Origin of the sequence: Halopseudomonas laoshanensis (assembly GCF_008365385.1) — a bacterium.
GTDB classification, from domain to species: Bacteria; Pseudomonadota; Gammaproteobacteria; order Pseudomonadales; family Pseudomonadaceae; genus Halopseudomonas; species Halopseudomonas laoshanensis.
On sequence record NZ_QOVF01000002.1, the window covers coordinates 760323 to 778734 of the forward strand.

18 protein-coding genes are annotated in these 18412 nt (G+C 58.1%); 6 read left to right on the forward strand and 12 right to left on the reverse strand.

All coding sequences use genetic code 11. From position 1 onward, the window contains the following. Positions 1 to 14: 14 nt before the first annotated feature. Positions 15 to 137: a hypothetical protein gene (locus DT594_RS19145; RefSeq protein ID WP_281290894.1), complete on the reverse strand. Its 123-nt coding sequence runs from the start codon at positions 135 to 137 to the stop codon at positions 15 to 17. Between the two features lie 284 nt (positions 138 to 421). On the opposite strand from DT594_RS19145, the gene DT594_RS09980 reads away from it, so the two are divergent. Then, positions 422 to 2275 (forward strand): diguanylate cyclase, encoded by a 1854-nt coding sequence (locus tag DT594_RS09980; RefSeq protein ID WP_149332521.1) that lies wholly within the window; start codon positions 422 to 424, stop codon positions 2273 to 2275. Here DT594_RS09980 and ilvA read toward each other — a convergent pair whose 3' ends face one another. Further along, positions 2276 to 3790 (reverse strand): threonine ammonia-lyase, biosynthetic, encoded by a 1515-nt coding sequence (gene ilvA, locus DT594_RS09985; protein ID WP_096347076.1) that lies wholly within the window; start codon positions 3788 to 3790, stop codon positions 2276 to 2278. Positions 3791 to 3927: 137 nt separating this feature from the next. Between ilvA and rpiA the strand changes: the two genes are divergently transcribed. Next, positions 3928 to 4605, forward strand: coding sequence for a ribose-5-phosphate isomerase RpiA (rpiA, locus tag DT594_RS09990; RefSeq protein WP_149332522.1), 678 nt, complete (start codon positions 3928 to 3930; stop codon positions 4603 to 4605). A gap of 27 nt (positions 4606 to 4632) precedes the next feature. On the opposite strand, the gene DT594_RS09995 is transcribed toward rpiA, so the two are convergent. From DT594_RS09995 to DT594_RS10005, 3 genes are read right to left on the reverse strand one after another with little or no spacing between them, the layout of a single operon-like run. Continuing rightward, positions 4633 to 5529 (reverse strand): SdiA-regulated domain-containing protein, encoded by an 897-nt coding sequence (locus DT594_RS09995; RefSeq protein ID WP_149332523.1) that lies wholly within the window; start codon positions 5527 to 5529, stop codon positions 4633 to 4635. A gap of 58 nt (positions 5530 to 5587) precedes the next feature. Continuing rightward, entirely contained in the window at positions 5588 to 6256 is a 669-nt protein-coding gene (locus DT594_RS10000; RefSeq protein ID WP_149332524.1) for a fumarylacetoacetate hydrolase family protein, read from the reverse strand. An 11-nt stretch (positions 6257 to 6267) separates the two neighbouring features. Further along, on the reverse strand, positions 6268 to 7674 hold the full coding sequence (locus tag DT594_RS10005; RefSeq protein ID WP_149332525.1) for an FAD-binding oxidoreductase: 1407 nt from the start codon (positions 7672 to 7674) through the stop codon (positions 6268 to 6270). A 176-nt stretch (positions 7675 to 7850) separates the two neighbouring features. On the opposite strand from DT594_RS10005, the gene serA reads away from it, so the two are divergent. Further along, a complete protein-coding gene (gene serA / locus DT594_RS10010) occupies positions 7851 to 9080 on the forward strand; it encodes a phosphoglycerate dehydrogenase (RefSeq protein ID WP_149332526.1) in 1230 nt (409 codons plus the stop codon). 28 nt (positions 9081 to 9108) lie between these two features. On the opposite strand, the gene DT594_RS10015 is transcribed toward serA, so the two are convergent. Further along, positions 9109 to 9744 carry a 2OG-Fe(II) oxygenase gene (locus DT594_RS10015; RefSeq protein ID WP_149332527.1) on the reverse strand — a complete coding sequence of 212 codons (636 nt, stop codon included), beginning with the start codon at positions 9742 to 9744 and terminating at the stop codon, positions 9109 to 9111. Between the two features lie 140 nt (positions 9745 to 9884). On the opposite strand from DT594_RS10015, the gene DT594_RS10020 reads away from it, so the two are divergent. Then, positions 9885 to 10631, forward strand: coding sequence for a DUF2059 domain-containing protein (locus DT594_RS10020; protein WP_178091495.1), 747 nt, complete (start codon positions 9885 to 9887; stop codon positions 10629 to 10631). 20 nt (positions 10632 to 10651) lie between these two features. Here the strand turns inward: DT594_RS10020 and bipL are convergent, their stop codons facing one another. Then, on the reverse strand, positions 10652 to 11593 hold the full coding sequence (gene bipL / locus DT594_RS10025) for a phospholipase BipL (RefSeq protein WP_096347069.1): 942 nt from the start codon (positions 11591 to 11593) through the stop codon (positions 10652 to 10654). Between the two features lie 175 nt (positions 11594 to 11768). On the opposite strand from bipL, the gene DT594_RS10030 reads away from it, so the two are divergent. After that, the gene (locus DT594_RS10030) at positions 11769 to 13946 is read left to right on the forward strand and encodes a malate synthase G (RefSeq protein WP_149332529.1); all 2178 of its coding nucleotides are present in this window, start codon (positions 11769 to 11771) and stop codon (positions 13944 to 13946) included. A 165-nt stretch (positions 13947 to 14111) separates the two neighbouring features. Continuing rightward, a complete protein-coding gene (locus DT594_RS10035) occupies positions 14112 to 14519 on the forward strand; it encodes a hypothetical protein (RefSeq protein WP_149332530.1) in 408 nt (135 codons plus the stop codon). 58 nt (positions 14520 to 14577) lie between these two features. Here the strand turns inward: DT594_RS10035 and DT594_RS10040 are convergent, their stop codons facing one another. The 5 genes from DT594_RS10040 to DT594_RS10060 all read right to left on the reverse strand — a co-directional run bounded on the left by DT594_RS10040 (position 14578) and on the right by DT594_RS10060 (position 18394). After that, a complete protein-coding gene (locus tag DT594_RS10040; protein WP_096347066.1) occupies positions 14578 to 14751 on the reverse strand; it encodes a YqaE/Pmp3 family membrane protein in 174 nt (57 codons plus the stop codon). A 76-nt stretch (positions 14752 to 14827) separates the two neighbouring features. Further along, positions 14828 to 15775 carry an aldo/keto reductase gene (locus DT594_RS10045; RefSeq protein ID WP_149332531.1) on the reverse strand — a complete coding sequence of 316 codons (948 nt, stop codon included), beginning with the start codon at positions 15773 to 15775 and terminating at the stop codon, positions 14828 to 14830. Positions 15776 to 15790: 15 nt separating this feature from the next. Then, a complete protein-coding gene (locus DT594_RS10050) occupies positions 15791 to 17116 on the reverse strand; it encodes an NTP/NDP exchange transporter (RefSeq protein ID WP_149332532.1) in 1326 nt (441 codons plus the stop codon). 156 nt (positions 17117 to 17272) lie between these two features. Beyond that, positions 17273 to 18130: a DMT family transporter gene (locus DT594_RS10055; protein WP_149332533.1), complete on the reverse strand. Its 858-nt coding sequence runs from the start codon at positions 18128 to 18130 to the stop codon at positions 17273 to 17275. A 114-nt stretch (positions 18131 to 18244) separates the two neighbouring features. After that, positions 18245 to 18394 carry a DUF3096 domain-containing protein gene (locus tag DT594_RS10060; protein WP_022961673.1) on the reverse strand — a complete coding sequence of 50 codons (150 nt, stop codon included), beginning with the start codon at positions 18392 to 18394 and terminating at the stop codon, positions 18245 to 18247. Between the last annotated feature and the right edge of the window lie 18 nt (positions 18395 to 18412).

The following is an 18412-nucleotide window of genomic DNA, read 5'->3' on the forward strand; positions in this document are numbered from 1 at the left end:
CAGGCATCCCTGGTTCAGGGTAAGCGCAGCTGCGCCGGCTCTGATTGCTCAAGATAACCATGGGTGTAGCCGGTAGCGACCACACCGACGCAAAACACCATTATCAATACCCACAACAGATCAGGTTTGCGACGCACCTCAACCTCCTTGGCAGGCATACTGCGAACGAATTAATTGGTCTGGTTGTTGAACCTTTGCCCCTGATGTCTGCCAGATTCTATGCACCGGCATCTATCAACCAGCGATTTTGACTCAGCAATGCAGGTCACTGCATGGACATGTTTTCTAGACCAGCGGTTCGCATCTGTCAAATCGAGCCAGAACCCGCGCAAACTGACCTAAATCCTCTGGAGCGCCCTATCTTGCTGGCTTAAGAGCAGGCGATATGCTATCAGTGATGCTTGATTTTCAGGATTAAACCATGCTCGCCCAGCGCGCTTCCCGCCATCCCCAAGTTACGCATGCGATCATCTCGCTGCTGTTCGTAACCTTGATCGCCGGCATTCTGAGCGGATGGCAGGCCATGCTGAATGCGGAGCAGGAGCAATCCAAGGCTCGTCTGCAGCTTGAAACCGACGCGATAGCCGAACAGCTGCAAATCCGCTTCGAAATGCAGGCACAGGCACTGCAAAGGCTTGGCGACCGCTGGCCACTGCATCACGACAATCGGCATTTCTGGGAGCAAGATGTCCGTGCCCTGCTGACAGGATTCAATAACTTCCAGGCAATCGAATGGCTGGACAGTCAATATCGGCTACAGTGGATTGAACCGCTGGCCGGCAATGAAGAAGCGGTGGACTTCGTGTATACCCCCGCTCATTCAAACTACTCGGTACTCAAGCAGGCACAAAACACCCAAACTCCGCTGCTGAGCAATAGCTTCACGTTGCTTCAGGGTGGCCACGGGCTAGCCTATTTCGTACCGCTATATCGCACAACCAATGAGCCAGCCAGCTTCGATGGCTTTCTCATTGGCGTTTTCCGCGTCGAAGTCCTGCTTGCCGACCTGCTGCGCGAAGAGCGCAACTACCAGTTGAGTATAGATTTTCGCGACGAGGAGCAACTGCTGTTCAGTCACCGAACAGAAGATACTCTGCAAAAAAGCTGGAGTGTCAGTAGCCCGGTATTACTGGGCCGCAACTCCGGCTTTCACATCACCGCGATGCCCACTGCCAGCCTGATGGCCAGTAGCACCACCCACTTGCCGCTGCTGATTCTGATCAGCGGGCTGCTGGCCTGCGTCTCGCTGTGCTATGCGCTATGGCTGGCGCTGCTGAGCGCGCAGCGACTCCAGGCCCTGAGTGCCAGCAATCACCAACTGCAACAGGAAATCGTGCGCAGGCAAAGTGTCGAGGAGAGCCTGCACCAGAACCAGGCCCAATATAAGCTGCTGCTGGACATGACCAACTACAGTCATGATGCGCTGTTCATCATTGGCATGAATCCGCAGGAACTGGTCTATCTCAACCGTACCTGCTGGATAAGTCTGGGCTACACCGAAGAAGAGCTGCGCCAGATCATCGCCATTGCCCCCGCGGATATCATGCCGGACGCCCTGCGCTGGTCTCTGGAACTGCGCGAGCTGGCAGAGCGCGGCGGAAACTCGATTTATCAGCAACACGTGACCACCCGGCAAGGCAAAACCATCCCTCTGGAAATCAGTGTTCAGCACCTGAATCGCTATGGACGCGCCTATCTGATCTGTGTGGGCCGCAATAATAGTGAGCAGCTGGAAGTTGCTGCGCGCCTGCAGCAGCTGTCGCAGCAGGATGGGCTGACCGGACTGTACAACCGCCGCTACTTTGACGAAGCACTCGATAGGGAGTGGCGCAGAGCCCGCAGGCAATCCGGCCCCCTAGGGCTACTGATGCTGGATGTTGACCACTTCAAGGCGTTCAACGACAGCCTGGGTCATCAAGCGGGCGATGATGCACTCAAGCAACTGGCGAAGGCCATGAGCGAAAACCTGCTACGTGAAGGCGAAGCGGTTTGCCGTTACGGTGGGGAGGAATTTGCTGTGATTCTGCCGGGCGCCGATATCAGCCAATGCGCTGAGGTCGCACGCCACCTGCATGCAGCGGTCAAGGAACTGCAGATCGCCCATCCTTCCAGTCGGCAGAGCTGGCTGACCGTGAGCATCGGCGCCGCCAGCCTGCCAGCGGTTGAAGGGGAACACCCGGAAAGCCTGATAAGCCTGGCTGACAAGGCGCTGTATCAAGCCAAGGCGGCTGGCCGTAATCAGACCTTCCTGTACGGGGCGGACGATCCGGGCTGATCAGCCAAGATACAGCTGATAAGCCGGATTATGGGTCTCGTCCCAGTATTGATAGCCTATTTCATCCAGCGCCAGCGGCACCTTGTCGCGCTCCGCCAGCGGCACCTGCAGACCCACTACTACTCGGCCGTAAGCCGCGCCATGGTTGCGGTAATGGAACATGGAAATATTCCAGCGCCCACCCAGCTTGTTAAGGAAGTTGAACAAGGCGCCAGGCCGCTCCGGGAACTCGAAGCGATAAACCATCTCGTCGCTGATCTGATCGCAATGCCCGCCAACCATATGCCGAATGTGCAGCTTGGCCAGCTCGTTATCGGTCAGGTCCATCACCGGGAAGCCCTGCTCACCCAGCATTGCCACCAGCTCGCTACGCGGATCCTGCTCGGGATGCGTTTGCACACCGACAAAAATGTGCGCCTCACTGGCGTCATGATATCGGTAGTTGAATTCGGTAATCGCCCTCTTGCCGATAGCCTGGCAGAAGGCTTTGAAACTGCCGGGGCGCTCCGGAATGGTCACCGCCAGCAAAGCTTCACGCTGTTCGCCGATTTCCGCACGCTCGGCCACGTGGCGCAAACGATCAAAGTTCACATTGGCGCCGGAGTCAATTGCGATAAACACCTTGCCGCTGCAGCCTTCGCGCTCCACATACTTCTTGATGCCCGCCACGCCCAGGCAACCTGCTGGTTCGCAGATCGAGCGCGTATCGTCGTAGATGTCCTTGATCGCCGCGCACATTTCATCAGTCGAGACGGTGATGACCTCATCCACGTAATGCCGGCATACCTCGAAAGTATGCTCACCAATCTGCGCCACGGCCACGCCATCGGCAAACAGCCCGACCTGGCTAAGCACCACCCGGCTACCGGCATCCATGGCTGCTTTCAAGCAGGCCGACTCGGTCGGCTCGACCCCAATCACTTTGATGTCTGGGCGCAGATATTTTACGTAGGCTGCGATCCCCGCAATCAAGCCGCCGCCACCGACCGGTACGAAGATCGCGTCCAGCCGGCCCTGGTGCTGACGCAGGATTTCCATCGCAATGGTGCCCTGGCCAGCAATGGTGTCCGGGTCATCATAGGGATGGATATAGACCAGCCCCTTTTCCTTGATCAGTTTCTGCGAGTAAGCCAGTGCCTCATCAAAAGCATCCCCATGCAGGACGACCTTGGCGCCCCGGGCGCGCACCGCGCGCACCTTGATTTCCGGCGTGGTGCGCGGCATCACGATGGTCGCCTTCACGCCCATGTGCCGCGCCGCGTAAGCCAAGCCCTGGGCATGATTCCCGGCTGAGGCGGTGACCACACCACAGGCCCTCTGCTCGTCACTGAGCAGCGCCAACTTGTTATAGGCCCCGCGAATCTTGAAGGAAAAAACCGGCTGCAGATCTTCACGTTTGAGCAACACGGTATTGTCCAGACGTTCAGACAAAAAGGGTGCGGCATGAATAGGCGTTTCCACGGCGACGTCATAAACGCGGGAACTGAGGATCTTCTTGACGTAGGTTTCCAGCATGAGGGCTTCTATTTGTTTGGGATAAAACCGCCAGTCTAGCGAATCAGCCGTCTGCCGACTACACGTGCAGCGGCTGCGGCGCGTATAATCTGTGACTTCACGTGGCACTAACACAATGGCATTAAAGGTACCGGTCCATGACTCAAGATGAACTCAAACAGGCCGTCGGCCAGGCTGCGGTAGACATATTGCTGCCCACACTGGAAGACAAGAGCATCATCGGTGTCGGCACTGGCTCGACCGCCAACTGTTTTATCGACGCACTGGCACGCCACAAGGGCTTTTTCGATGGCGCCGTGGCCAGCTCGCAGGCCACCGCCGATCGGCTGAAGGGCCATGGCATACCGGTTTACGACCTGAACAGCGTGCACCAGCTCGATTACTACGTCGATGGCGCCGATGAAGCGAACAAACATCTGGAGCTGATCAAAGGTGGTGGCGCAGCCTTGACGCGGGAAAAGATCGTCGCCGCCGTGGCCAATACTTTTATCTGCATCGCCGATGAAAGCAAGCTGGTGAGCACTCTCGGGGAGTTTCCGCTGCCGGTCGAGGTGATCCCCATGGCCCGCAGCCACGTGGCGCGCGAGATCGTCAAGTTAGGCGGTGATCCGGTGTATCGCGAGGGCTGTGTGACGGATAACGGTAACGTGATTCTCGATGTGCACAATATGCAGATCCACGACCCGCGCAAACTCGAAGAGCAGCTCAACGCCATCGTCGGTGTGGTCTGCAATGGCCTGTTCGCCGCCCGGCCTGCGGACATACTGCTATTGGGTACCGCCAGTGGCGTGCAGACGTTGAAACGCGAGCGCTAAGCTAGCTCCAACCTGCCGGGTCAGGCATCACTCGGCAGGCACAAAGCGATAGAACAGATTAGGCTCACTCACCACATAAACCCGCCCGGCATCATCCACCGCCAGGCCTTCAGCTTGTGGCACAGTTTGCTTCAGACCGCTCATGCCACGCCAGAGCCCGAGCAGGCTCACAGGCTCGCCACTGGCATCGTATTCAACCACCATGTGCGACTCATCACTGAGCAACAACATATGCCCGGTCGGGCTGTGCATCGTCAGTGACGACAGATCATTCATAAACAGCGCGGGCGAGTCGGCCATGCCGGTTTCGCGAATGGCAATATTCATCCGCTGCCCCGCCAGGGCGTCGACAAAACCTTCCACCGTCAGCAAGCGCAGCGGATCGCGCTCCTTGACCACCAGCAGGCGGCGACCTTCGTCATCCCATGACAAGCCCTCAAAACCCTTGTTGCCGCCCGAGTCCAGGCCAATGGTCAAGCTCGGAGCGTCGCTCAAGTCGAGTGTCTGCTGATCGTCCGCAAGCCGCGTCAGGATGAGTCGCTGAGTGCGCTCCTCAGCGACCACATACAGATCCCCGGCGACATGGGTAAAACCCTCCATGTCGCTGACCCCTTCGACCAGGATCTGCCGGATCAGCTCACCCTCCAGGGACAGCTCTATCAGCAGCGGGCGGCCATTGAGCACAGCGAACAGCGTATTGCTTTCCGGGTTATAGGTCAGCGCAGAGAGATCATCATCGATGCCGTCGACCGCCAGCCCGTCAATATCCGCGCGGTAGCGACCAAGATTGAACGCTTGCTCAGGCATGACCTGACGGTTGAGTTTCCAGTTCTGCCAGAACAGCACATCCAAGTGGAGCGCATGCAGCGTCATCACCCCGGCCAGCAGCGCAGCGAGACAAACGAACAGAAGCTTGGTTTTCATGGCGCAGACTCCAAAACAGGCCAATTAAACAGCGGGGTAATGCCAAACCTGGAAGGGTTTAATGCGTTACGCTGGTCGCAACCTGTAACTGCCCAGCGAGATCCAGCTCCAACCGATCACCTGCGTTAAGTACGCCCACACCCGCAGGTGTACCGGTGATCACCACATCTCCGGGCAGCAAGGTGAATACCGTTGCAATCTGCTGCAGCAAGGAAATGATCGGCGTAATCATGTCGGCGCTGGAGCCCTGCTGGCGTATTTCACCATTGATCTTCAATTCCAGCGTCAAGGCATCCAGTGCGGGGGTCTTGTCCGGCGTGATAAATGCCGACAGCGGGCAAGCGCCGTCGAAGGCCTTGGCGCGCTCCCATGGATGCGCCTTGGCTTTGAGTTGATCCTGGAGCTCGCGCAGCGTCAGGTCCAGCGCCAGTCCGATGCCGGCTATCGCCGCCTGCGCCTGCTCGGCATCCACCTTGCCAGTTAACGGCTGGCCGATCAGCAGCGCGATTTCCGTTTCGTAATGCACCGGTCCGCGTGTGGCCGACAGCACCAGCGGCTCACTCAAGGGCACCACTGAAGTGGAGGGTTTGAGGAACAGCAGCGGCTCAGCAGGCACCGGGTTATTCAGTTCACGGGCGTGTTCCGCGTAATTGCGGCCTACGCAAACGACCTTACCCATTGGCAAATCTGCAAGCGAACCGTCTGAGAACTGGTGCTGGTAAGACATTCTCTGCTCCATTAGTGAGTACTCTCCAACGCGAATATCTTGCCGGGGTTCATCACGCCGTTAGGGTCGAAAACCGCCTTGATCGATTTCATCACGGCAATCTCCGCCGCACTGCGGCTGTAGGTCAGGTAATCGCGCTTGGTCATACCTACACCGTGCTCGGCGGAAATCGAGCCGTTGTATTTCTGTACGATTTCAAACACCCACTTGTTCACCGTGGCGCATTTGGCAAAGAACTCGTCCTTGGCCATGGTCTCGGGCTTGAGGATATTCAGGTGCAGGTTGCCGTCGCCGATATGCCCGAACCAGACGATTTCAAAATCCGGGTAATGCTCGCCGACAATCGCATCAATATCGTGCAGGAAGGCCGGGACCTTGCCGACGGTGACAGAGATATCGTTCTTGTAGGGCGTCCAGTGCGAGATGGTTTCGGAGATGAACTCGCGCAGTTTCCACAGGTTCTGCAGCTGCTGATCGCTCTGACTCATGACGCCGTCGACCACCCAGCCCTGTTCGACACAATGCTCGAAGGTTGCCAGCGCCTCGTTGGCAATATCCTCGTTCAACGCCTCAAACTCCAGCAGCGCATAGAACGGGCAACTGGTCTCGAACGGCGCCGGTACGTCGCCCCGATCCATGACTTTGGCCATGGCCTTGTCCGAGAAGAATTCGAAGGCAGTCAGATCCAGCTTGCCCTGGAAGGCGTGCAACACCGGCATGATCGAATCAAAATCCGGGGTGCCGAGAACCATGGCCGTCAGATTCTTCGGCGCCCGCTCCAGGCGCATGGTCGCTTCGACGACAAAGCCCAGCGTGCCCTCGGCGCCAATGAACAACTGCCGCAAGTCATAACCTGTGGCGTTCTTGATCAGGTCCTTGTTCAGTTCCAGCAGTTCACCGGTGCCGGTGACCACCTTCATACCGGCAACCCAGTTGCGCGTCATGCCGTAACGGATGACCTTGATGCCGCCCGCGTTGGTGCCAATATTGCCGCCGATATTGCTTGAGCCAGCCGAGGCAAAGTCCACCGGGTAATACAGCCCCTGTTCCTCAGCAAACTGCTGCAGTTGCGCGGTAATCACGCCCGGCTGGCAAACCACGGTACGGTCGAACTCGTTGAACTCGACAATCTTGTTCATATAGTCGAAGGACACGACGATCTCGCCATTGGCCGCCACCGCGGCGGCGGACAGCCCGGTGCGACCACCGGACGGCACCAGCGCCAGCTTCTGCTCGTTGGCAAAGCGGACTATCGCCTGCACCTGCTCGACATTTTTCGGAAACACGATAGCCAGCGGCGCTGGCTCGAAATGCTTGGTCCAGTCCTTGCCCCAGGTATTCAGTGACTCCGGGTCGGTACGTACCTTATCCGGCTCGACCAGGGTCTTGAGGGTTTCAATCACGGCATCTGGGGTCATGGGCGGCTCTCAAACAGGATTCATGCTGTACCTGAAGACTTTTCATGCAGGGACAGGCATCAAAAAGGGAGATTATGCTAGCATACGCGGCTTCCGAAACAGGACTCTTGCTGCGACAAATAAAGTCACAGATTCCTGCCGGCTCATCCTAATCAGCATTGCGGATACCAGACACCATGATTAAAACCTCGCTGGACAAAAGCAAGATCAAGTTTCTGCTCCTCGAGGGCGTACACCAGACCGCCGTCGATACCCTGAAGGCAGCCGGTTACACCAATATCGAGTATCACACTGGCTCGCTGCCGGAAGAACAGCTGAAAGAAGCCATTGCCGACGCGCATTTCATCGGCATTCGCTCGCGCACCCAGCTGACTGCCGAGATTTTCAGCCACGCGCAGAAGCTGGTCGCAGTAGGTTGCTTCTGCATCGGTACCAACCAGGTCGATCTGGACGCTGCCATGCAGATGGGTATCGCGGTATTCAACGCACCCTATTCCAACACCCGCTCGGTAGCGGAGCTGGTACTGGCAGAATCGATTCTGCTGTTGCGCGGCATTCCCGAGAAAAACGCCTCCTGCCACCGTGGCGGCTGGATCAAGAGCGCGGATAACTCCTACGAAATCCGCGGCAAGAAGCTCGGCATCGTAGGTTACGGCTCGATCGGTACGCAATTGTCCGTGCTGGCCGAAGGCCTGGGCATGCAGGTACTGTTTTATGACGTAGTCACCAAGTTGCCGCTGGGTAACGCGGTACAGGTCGGCTCGCTGACCGAACTGCTCGGCATGGCCGACATTGTCACCCTGCACGTACCCGAGACCGCCGCGACCAAATGGATGATGGGCGAGAAGGAAATCCGCGCCATGAAGCCCGGCGGCATCCTGATCAACGCCGCCCGCGGCACCGTGGTGGATATCGATGCGCTGGCGGGCGCGCTGCGTGACAAACACCTGAATGGCGCCGCGATTGACGTATTCCCGGTCGAGCCACGCTCCAACAAGGAAGAGTTCGTCAGCCCGCTGCGCGAGTTCGACAACTGCATCCTGACTCCGCACGTAGGTGGCTCGACCCTGGAAGCGCAAGCCAACATCGGTCTGGAAGTGGCAGAGAAGCTGGTGCGCTACAGCGATAACGGCACATCGATCACCTCAGTCAACTTCCCGGAAGTGGCTCTGCCGTCGCACCCAGGCAAGCACCGCCTGCTGCACATCCACCAGAACATTCCCGGCGTGCTCAGCGAGATCAACCATCTGTTCGCCGAGAACGAGATGAATATCTGCAGCCAGTTTCTGCAAACCAATGACAAGGTCGGTTATGTGGTCATGGATGTGGATGCCGAGGATTCCGACATGGCGCTGGAGAAGCTGCAGCACGTGAAGGGCACTATTCGTTGCCGCGTACTGTTCTAAGTCGCACACCAGCCACAGGCCGGCCAACCTAGCGCAGTAGCGGGTTGTCCGGCCGACGGCGAAACCAGCCGACCAGGCTGGCGCGCTCCTTGTTCGCGGCCAGCACCTCATGCAGGATACGGTCACTCATGAACACCGCAAGACTGCCACCCAAGGGTGCCACGTCATGCGCTCCTTCCGGCAAATGCAGCCGCAGCTCCCCACCATCGCCTGGCTCCCATTGCTGATTCAGATAAGCCACCACTGACACAGTGCGCAATGGATTGCCTTTGAAGCGATCCAGATGCTTGCGATAACCCGCGCCCGGCGGATACAGAGCGTAATGGGTTTCAAAGCTGTCCAGCCCGAGAAACAGACTGCGGTTTAACCACACGCGCAAGGCTTCCATCGTTTCCAGAAACAGACTATTTGCTGCGCTGGACGGGCACTGATCAAGCCAACGGGTATAATCACCGCGCACCGAGGGCAGCAACAGCTCCTCGCCGAGGGGGCCTACCGCCGCGGGCGTCAGCACATCGTTGTGCCAGAGCATGCGGCATTGGGCAGCGAGATCACTGACCAGCTCAACCGGCAAAGCCTGTTCCTGCACCGACCAGCCTTGCGCCGCCAGATCATCAGACACGCGCACAAAGCAGGCGTTTTGCGGCTCAGGGAACTCGGACATGGCAAATGACTCAAAAGGAGGGCTGGAGATCAACCCGGACACCACTGACACAGCCCGTTGAAACAGTCACGAACCTGCGCGCATTGTATCCACTGCACGCAACCCGGCAAGCCCCCTTTTAGCTCTTAATGCGAGACTCTATGCGCCTGAAACCCCTGCACCTGTTAATCATGGCATTACTCGCCGCGCTGGCGCTGACCACCATGAGCGTACGCGCCAACACCGACCAGCTGTACCAGCTGTCTGGTATGGCCACCCATCAGACCCACTTTCAGCATGCGTTGACCGCAGCCCAGCAGCGTTATGCCCAGCAACTGCCACGCAATGTTTACGAAAGCCTGGTACGTCAGAGCAATCAGCGCTTCGCCCCCCAGTCAATGACCGACCGCGCACAGGCGCGTCTGGCGTTGTCACTGGATGAAGCCAGTCACCGCCAGGCAGTGAATTTCTACCAAAGTGAACTGGGTCGGCGGATCGTCGCTATTGAAACCCAGGCGACGTCTGCCGCCTCGGTAGCCACCATGCAACGCGGCATACCGCAAATGGACGTCAGCACCGAACGCCTGAACACCCTCCGTCAACTCAGCGTCAGCCTGCCGGCTCTGGAGCTCGGGGTAGAAGTATCGATGTCACTGGCCAACCTCGCTACCCAGAGCGCCAATGATTTGCTTGGCGGGCTGTTTGAGGTGCCAGGCAATATGGTCGACAATCGTCGCGACACCTTGCGCGGACAGATGCAGCCTGATCTGCCCAACACCCTGGCTTACGTGTATCGCGACCTGACGGATGCGCAGCTGCAACAATACCTGGAGTGGGTTCAGTCCGACGCCGGGAAAAATACCAGCCGGGCGATGGAGCTGGCAGCGAAGGACGCGTTGAATCCCTGAGGGTTGGGTGATTCGGAGGCTCAGGCCTCCACTTCATCCAGCTGCTCGCCCAGCCAGGCGAGATATTCACGGCGAATGGATTCGCCCTCGTTGGCCAGGTGATGCCGGGCCTTGGGCAGAAAGAAGACTTCCGGGCTGCTGAACTTGTCTTCCAGCACCCGCAGGTTGTGTTGCCAATCCACGGTCTTGTCCATTCGCCCCTGAATGATCAGCGGTGAGTGCGTACTGCTCTGCGCCGACTCGATCCGCGGGATCCACTTTTCCAAGGCTTGAACCCAGGCCACGGGCAGCACCTGTGGCTGCAAGGGATCACGCTCGCGAATGAAATCCAGAAAGGCCTGATCGTTGGAGTTGTCGGTAAACTTGCGCCCCAGCTGCTGCACGAAGCCACCGAGCAGACGCAGGCTCATCTGCGACATGCCCCATTGCCGCGGACGTACCAAGGGAGCCATCAGCACAGTACGGCCCAGCTCGCTAGGCAGCGGCCCATGCAATAGCTTGTCAATCAGAATGGCGCCGCCGGTGCTTTGCCCGAGCAGGTGCCAGGGCGCAGGCAGTTCCCACTGCGCGGCATGATCCAGCACCGCATCCAGCACCTTCTGATAACGCAGAAAGCAATCAATGCTGGCACGCTCACCACTGGACAACCCGTGACCGGGCAGATCGAAGGCGAGCACCGCAAGCCCGCGCTGCAACGCCCAGCTGATCAAGTGCTTGTACAAACCCATATGGTCGTAATAACCATGCAGGATGATCAAGGTGCCATGGGCTTGGGCCGGGCGCCATACCTGCACGGCCACGGCAAATTCATCCACCTGAATACGCCCCAGGTGCTGAGGTGAGTGGTCGCTGAAGTCAATGCCGTAGTACCCGGCGTAGCGCCGCGCCGGATCATCCAGCGGACGGCCCGGCTCCAGTAACGGCAGCCGCTCGACGAGCAAATCCAAAAAAGCCTGATCCATTCACATACCCATTGGGCGAAAGAGCGGTGACCCGGATTTGCCGAGCCGACTACGCAGCGCGACAGAATTCCACGCCTCGAACATGATTTGCAACCCATCATCGTGTAACATGCTGCCTCTCCAAATTCCACGTCCTGCGCGATCGCGCAGGTTGTCTGCAGAGTGAGGGTATTCCATGACTGAACGCGTCCAAGTCGGCAGCCTGCAAGTTGCCAAGGTTCTCCACGATTTTATCAACCAACAAGCCATCCCCGGCTCTGGCGTCGATGCCGCCGCCTTCTGGGCCGGCTTTGAAACGCTGATTAATGACCTGGCACCTAAAAACAAGGCCCTTCTCGCCAAGCGCGACGCGTTGCAAGCAAAAATCGATGCCTGGCATCAGGGCCGCAACGGTCAGCCGCACAATGCCGCTGAGTACAAGGCCTTTCTGCTTGAAATCGGTTACCTGCTGCCCGAACCCGATGACTTCCAAGCGACTACCGCCAACGTCGACGAAGAGATCGCACGCATGGCCGGCCCGCAGTTGGTGGTACCGGTCATGAATGCACGCTTTGCGCTGAATGCTGCCAACGCTCGCTGGGGTTCGCTGTATGACGCCCTGTATGGCACCGACGCGATTTCCGAAGCCGATGGCGCCAGCAAAGGCCCTGGCTATAATGAAATTCGCGGCAACAAGGTGATTGCCTTTGCCCGCGCCTTCCTCGATGAGGCAGCACCGCTGGCCAAAGGTTCCCACGTCGACTCCAGCGCCTATGTGATCAAGAACGGCCAACTGGCCGTGACCCTGCAGGACGGTAGCGAAACCGGCCTGAAGGACAGCGCGCAGTTTATCGGCTTTATCGGCCAGGCTGAGCAGCCTCAGGGCGTGCTGCTCAAGCACAATGGCCTGCATTTCGAAATCCAGATCGACCCCACCAGCAATGTCGGGCAGACCGATGCTGCCGGCGTCAAGGACGTGCTCATGGAGTCCGCCCTGACCACCATCATGGATTGCGAAGACTCCATCGCTGCAGTCGATGCCGACGACAAGACCGTGGTCTACAGCAACTGGCTGGGCCTGATGAAGGGCGACCTGGCGGAAAGCGTCGCCAAAGGCGGCAGCAGCTTTACGCGGACCATGAACCCGGATCGCGAGTACACCCAGGCAGACGGCTCCACGCTGACACTGCATGGCCGCTCGCTGCTGTTCATCCGTAACGTTGGTCACCTGATGACCAACAATGCGATCCTCGACAAGGATGGCAACGAAGTGCCGGAAGGCATTATGGACGGTGCGTTCACCAGCCTGATCGCGCTGCACAACCTGAATGGCAACACCAGCCGCAAGAACACCCGCACCGGTTCGGTCTATATCGTCAAGCCGAAGATGCACGGCCCGGAAGAAGTGGCTTTTACCACCGAGCTGTTCGGCCGTATCGAAGACATCCTCGGCATGCAGCGCAACACGCTGAAAGTCGGCATCATGGATGAAGAGCGTCGCACCACCATCAACCTCAAAGCCTGCATCAAAGCAGCCAGCGAGCGCGTGGCCTTCATCAACACCGGCTTCCTCGACCGTACTGGTGACGAGATTCATACCTCCATGGAAGCCGGTCCCTTCATCCGCAAGGGTGATATCAAGGGCGCCGTGTGGATTAGTGCTTACGAGAACAACAACGTCGATATCGGCCTGGCAACCGGCCTCAAGGGCCGTGCACAAATCGGTAAAGGCATGTGGGCCATGCCCGACCTGATGGCGGCGATGCTCGAGCAGAAAATCGGCCACCCGATGGCTGGCGCCAATACTGCTTGGGTGCCCTCGCCCACTGCCGCGACCTTGCATGCACTGCACTACCACAAGGTCAATGTCGCCGAGCGCCAGGCCGAACTGGCCAAGCGCACCCCGGCATCAGTCGATGACATCCTGACCATCCCGCTGGCGCCCAACACCGACTGGTCCGCCGCCGAGATTCAGCAGGAGCTGGACAACAATGCCCAAGGCATCCTCGGTTACGTAGTACGCTGGATCGACCAGGGTGTGGGTTGCTCGAAAGTACCGGATATCAATGATGTCGGCCTGATGGAAGACCGCGCCACCCTGCGTATTTCCAGCCAGCATATCGCCAACTGGTTGCGTCATGGCGTGTGCAGCAAGGAGCAGGTGATGGAAACCCTGCAGCGCATGGCCGCGGTGGTGGATCGTCAGAACGCCAACGATCCGGCTTACAAGCCGATGGCGCCGGACTTCGACGACAGCATCGCCTTCCAGGCAGCGGTTGAGCTGTGCGTTGAAGGCACCGTGCAGCCGAACGGTTATACCGAGCCGGTTCTGCACCGCCGCCGTCGGGAGTTCAAGGCGCGTTTCGGTCTCTAAGACCTGAGCGGCTGAGACCCTCGATAAAACCCCCGGCCCGTCCGGGGGTTTTTATTTGCGCGCTATTAATCAAAAACCACGACTTGGCGCACACTTCCCGCGCTTGAACAGGCTAACGACAAAAGCGCATCATGCGGGCAATCATATAGTTTTGAGGAAGCACCTATGGGTCTGGCCTGGTATATAGCCGCAGAACAAGAAATAGCCGGTCTGGAAATATTCGTTAACGGCAAATCCATTGCGCACACTGATGAGGAACGCCTCGAACAGCTTTGTCTAAAGCTGGGCGTCAGTCCATTAATGGATTTTTTCAGTGTCGATGCGCAGGAGACAGAAGCGCTTCTGGAAGCTTATCTGGGCGGTGACGAAGAACCGCTCAGCACACCGGAAGAAGAATGGTTTGCGGCGGCCGATGGCCTGATAACCGTGCGCGCGCTGGCTGATTATCTGGGTTCACATCCAGATGTGCTGGAGAAGCAGCAGGACGTCATGGAGGACCTGAGCGAATACCAGCAGATACTTGAAACGCTAAATCAGCATCAAGTCCGCTGGCATCTGGCCATAGATATCTGATGCAGAAGCGGGAACGGATCGGTTCCACTACGCTCGATACCTGTCCGGCTCGGCCTTTTTAGTGCTTCAGGATCACATACAACGCGTGAATGATGCCCGGAATAAAGCCGAACAACGTCAACAAAATATTCAGCCAGAAGTGACCCTTGAAGCCCACCTCCATAAATACGCCGAGCGGAGGTAATAGGATCGCGAAGATAATCTTGATTGGATCAGTCGCTGTAACTGCCATGATGGCTCCTTATAATATGTAGGACGAACACTACCTCAGACACCCGCATTGCCCTAGAAGTTCTGAGCGTCTGTTATTAAGCCAATTGCTCCATGTGCTGAATCATGCGTTTGCGCATCGATTCATCCGGCAATGTGCCCATCGCCGCCCCCATATTGTCGACCATATGCCGGGCCCGACTGGTGGCAGGCGTGGCCGCGGTAACCACCGGATGAGCCACTACAAACTTGAGAAAAAACTGCGCCCATGAGTGCGCATCGAACTCGGCAGCCCACTCAGGTACCTCATGATTGCGCACCTTGTCCCACAGGCGGGTACGCCCAAAAGGCGCATACACCAGTACAGCGATGCCCTTGTCCCGGGCCAACGGCAGGATCCGCTGCTCCATGGTCACATTATCAATCGCATAATCAATACCAATAAAATCCAGCGGCTCGCGCTCCATCACCTGCTCGAGTTCCTGATACTGCCGGGGAAAAGTGGTAGTCACACCGATATAGCGCACGCGTTTTTCGTCACGCAACGCCTTGAGCATGCCCAGTTGCATAGGCACATCACCCAGGTTGTGGACCTGAATCAAATCGATACTTGGCGTGCCGATGCGCTCGAACGAGGTCTCTATCTGGGCGCGCGCCTGTGCTTCATCTGCCGTGCCGCCACCGCGCCCGGCCACATTCAGTTTGGTCGCCCAGAATATTTGGTCGGTGATGCCCTGCTCCTGCACGATAGAAGCCGCAACCGCTTCCGACGCCCCGTAGCTTGGTGCCGTGTCGAAGACCTTGCCGCCCTGGCTGACCAGCGCTTGAAAGACTTCCCGCAACGCTTGCTGATCCTCACTACTGGCGGCACTGGAGAAGGTCGCAGAACTGCCCAGCCCGACTACGGGCAGGCGTTCGCCAGAGGACGGTATCGCTCGGGTAATCAACTCCAGGGGGGCATCTGTAGCCCAGAGCAAGGCCGGCTTCAAAGCCATCGCGGCTCCAGTCGCCAAAGCCAGTTTCAGATAGTCGCGACGCGAAATCATGATGAGTCCTCTTATTCAGAGCGTACGAATATGGCCAGCTTCCTCATTGCCGATACTGTCGGCCCGGGTTTGCGCGGCAATTCGACGCTGAGTACGGCCTAACCACAGCGCCAGCACTGCCCATACCAGAGCCAGCGGCACCGCTACACTGGCCACTGCAGCCAACCCCATGCCCAGGCGCCCGAGCAGCCCCTCGACCTGAGCACCCGCTACATCACCACCACGATAGATGAAGGTATCGATAAAGGCCTTGGCCTTGTACTTATCTTCACGCCGCACCACGGTGAACAGGGTTTCCCGCGCGGGACGCATGATTGCTCGCTGAACCCCGCGAAAACTGGCCTCGAATACGATAAGCGCAGCCAGCGAGCCAACCAGCGCCAATCCGACAAAACCCAGGAGCGCGGTGAGTGGCAACAGTGCCAGCGTAACCGGCACCCCCACCCGCTTCATCAGGTGGCCAGCGACCACAACCTGCATCACCAAGGTCGCAATCTGGGTTATCAGGTCGATCTGTGCAAACAGTGTAGTACGGCTATCAAGCCCAGCGTTCTGATCGGCCACCATCTGTAATTTGGTGAAATAAATAAAGGTCGCCATGACCGCCAGGATCAGTACGTAACCGGTGATACCCAATAGATAGGATGACCTGAATACAGCGTTGAACCCCTCCCACGCACTGCCGCCGATGCGCTCATCTGCTGCGACGGTTGCGGTGACGGTTGCGGCGCTTTGCTCCGGCTGAATGCGCGAGATCCCCCAGGCAGCAGCCAGCGCCAACAGCAAAAAGCCACTGGCAATCAGCAGCAGCGCTGGCGTACCCAACGGGCTGGCCAACATGGACGCCAGCCAGGGGCCGAAAATCGCTCCGCAGGTGCCGCCCACCGCAATCAGACCGAAAAACCGTTTGCCCTGATCCAGCGAAAAACGATCCGCCATTAACGCCCAGAACAGCATGGTTGCAAACAGATTGAACACGCTGAACCATACATAGAAGATCTGACCGGTGACGACGCCAATCACTTGCGGTGAGAGCAGCATGATCAGGTAGAACGTCAGTAGACTGCAGACGAAAAACAGGTAAGTCACACTGATAAACTGCATGCGCCGCAAACGGCTGACCAACAGGCCGAATAACGGATTCAGCGACAATGTAATCAGCGCCGTGCCGATAAACAGCCAGCGCACCGCCTCTATGCCACCTTGCATGCCAAGGGACTCACGGGCGGGGCGAAGCACCATCAGAGCGGTCAGCACACAAAAAAAGAAGCTGGCAGCAAGAAGCACCGGCCAGATTTCTTCCCGGCGTACGTTGAACAAATGTTGAAGTGGTGAACCCATACGCCAGCGCTCTCCTCGTATGCCCTTCCAGCGTAAACGCGGAACCAACTTGCTGCACGCGGGCAATATCCTTGAAAGCGCATTTTCAGACCAGTGGGCTGATCAGGGGTAAGGCTATAGAAGCCCGCGGCCAAGCTGCTCGGCGAGCATGGGGCCTTAGCTCGGCACGCGCTGCCGGCCCCAGACCACCAGCGCGATGCCGCCCAGAGTCATGACAGCGACCAGGACCAGGCGGACCGTAATGCTCTCATTCAGCAGCAAGGCTCCTGCCAGCGCCGCGATGATCGGCACACTCAACTGCACACTGGCGCCCTGAATTGCGGTTAATCCCTTCAGTGCGCTGTACCAGAGGGCGTATCCGACACCAGAGGTCAGCGCGCCCGACAGCAGCGCGTAAATCAGACCAGGCGGATCCACGCTGAGGCTGCCGAAAAAGGGCACCAATAACAGCAACGCAAAGGGCATCGCGCGTAGAAAATTTCCCGCAGTGGCCGCTAACGGGTCGCCTGCGCCGCGCCCGATCAATGAATAAATCCCCCAGGCCAGGCCAGATACCAGCATCAGACTGCCACCTAGCAGAGGTGGCGCATCGGCGCCGGGCAGCAACAAGATCAGCAGGCCGGCCACTGCCAGTATCAATCCGAGCGTTTGCACGGTTCTAAGCCGCTCACCACGCACCAGCCCCCATCCGGTCATCGTTAGCTGCACGGCACCAAACAGCAGCAAGGCACCGACCCCTGCCTGCAGATGAACATAGGCCAATGAAAATGCCGCCGCGTAAACAAAGAGCGCGAGCGCGGAACGCCAATTCCCCGCCATGGGTTCGCTTCTGGTTCGGGCATACAGCAGCACCAGCAGCGTGAGTGCTCCGGAGACGATGCGAATGGCGGTAAAACTGGCAGGGTCTATGTCCGTATCGCGCAGGGCCAGTCGGCACAACAGCGAATTGCCGGCGAACGCCAGCATGGCCAGGCAGGTGAGCAAAACGAAGCGTAGAGGTACGGCGTGAGTCATGGCGACGGTCCGGTCGTCAACAATCGACAACCCTAGACTCTGGACAACAGGCTTTCAATTAGTCTTTAGACGCATCCAGGCTACCAGCCACCGCAATGGCTGGTAGCCCCCAGCTCACAGGCGGAAGTTCAGACCTCCGCCAAACAGACCAACCAAACCAATAATGATCAGATAAATAGCGACGATGTAATTCAGCAACCGCGGCATGATCAAGATCAGGATACCGGCAATCAGAGATATCAGAGGCGTCAAAGCGATGTTCATTGCATATTCCTTGCGAAG

Excerpts from the sequence above, each read along its gene's own strand:
- DT594_RS09980 (WP_149332521.1), top strand. The coding sequence starts at position 422 with ATGCTCGCCCAGCGCGCTTCCCGCCATCCCCAAGTTACGCATGCGATC.
- ilvA (WP_096347076.1), bottom strand. The coding sequence starts at position 3,790 with ATGCTGGAAACCTACGTCAAGAAGATCCTCAGTTCCCGCGTTTATGAC.
- rpiA (WP_149332522.1), top strand. The coding sequence starts at position 3,928 with ATGACTCAAGATGAACTCAAACAGGCCGTCGGCCAGGCTGCGGTAGAC.
- DT594_RS09995 (WP_149332523.1), bottom strand. The coding sequence starts at position 5,529 with ATGAAAACCAAGCTTCTGTTCGTTTGTCTCGCTGCGCTGCTGGCCGGG.
- DT594_RS10000 (WP_149332524.1), bottom strand. The coding sequence starts at position 6,256 with ATGTCTTACCAGCACCAGTTCTCAGACGGTTCGCTTGCAGATTTGCCA.
- DT594_RS10005 (WP_149332525.1), bottom strand. The coding sequence starts at position 7,674 with ATGACCCCAGATGCCGTGATTGAAACCCTCAAGACCCTGGTCGAGCCG.
- serA (WP_149332526.1), top strand. The coding sequence starts at position 7,851 with ATGATTAAAACCTCGCTGGACAAAAGCAAGATCAAGTTTCTGCTCCTC.
- DT594_RS10015 (WP_149332527.1), bottom strand. The coding sequence starts at position 9,744 with ATGTCCGAGTTCCCTGAGCCGCAAAACGCCTGCTTTGTGCGCGTGTCT.
- DT594_RS10020 (WP_178091495.1), top strand. The coding sequence starts at position 9,885 with ATGCGCCTGAAACCCCTGCACCTGTTAATCATGGCATTACTCGCCGCG.
- bipL (WP_096347069.1), bottom strand. The coding sequence starts at position 11,593 with ATGGATCAGGCTTTTTTGGATTTGCTCGTCGAGCGGCTGCCGTTACTG.
- DT594_RS10030 (WP_149332529.1), top strand. The coding sequence starts at position 11,769 with ATGACTGAACGCGTCCAAGTCGGCAGCCTGCAAGTTGCCAAGGTTCTC.
- DT594_RS10035 (WP_149332530.1), top strand. The coding sequence starts at position 14,112 with ATGGGTCTGGCCTGGTATATAGCCGCAGAACAAGAAATAGCCGGTCTG.
- DT594_RS10040 (WP_096347066.1), bottom strand. The coding sequence starts at position 14,751 with ATGGCAGTTACAGCGACTGATCCAATCAAGATTATCTTCGCGATCCTA.
- DT594_RS10045 (WP_149332531.1), bottom strand. The coding sequence starts at position 15,775 with ATGATTTCGCGTCGCGACTATCTGAAACTGGCTTTGGCGACTGGAGCC.
- DT594_RS10050 (WP_149332532.1), bottom strand. The coding sequence starts at position 17,116 with ATGGGTTCACCACTTCAACATTTGTTCAACGTACGCCGGGAAGAAATC.
- DT594_RS10055 (WP_149332533.1), bottom strand. The coding sequence starts at position 18,130 with ATGACTCACGCCGTACCTCTACGCTTCGTTTTGCTCACCTGCCTGGCC.
- DT594_RS10060 (WP_022961673.1), bottom strand. The coding sequence starts at position 18,394 with ATGAACATCGCTTTGACGCCTCTGATATCTCTGATTGCCGGTATCCTG.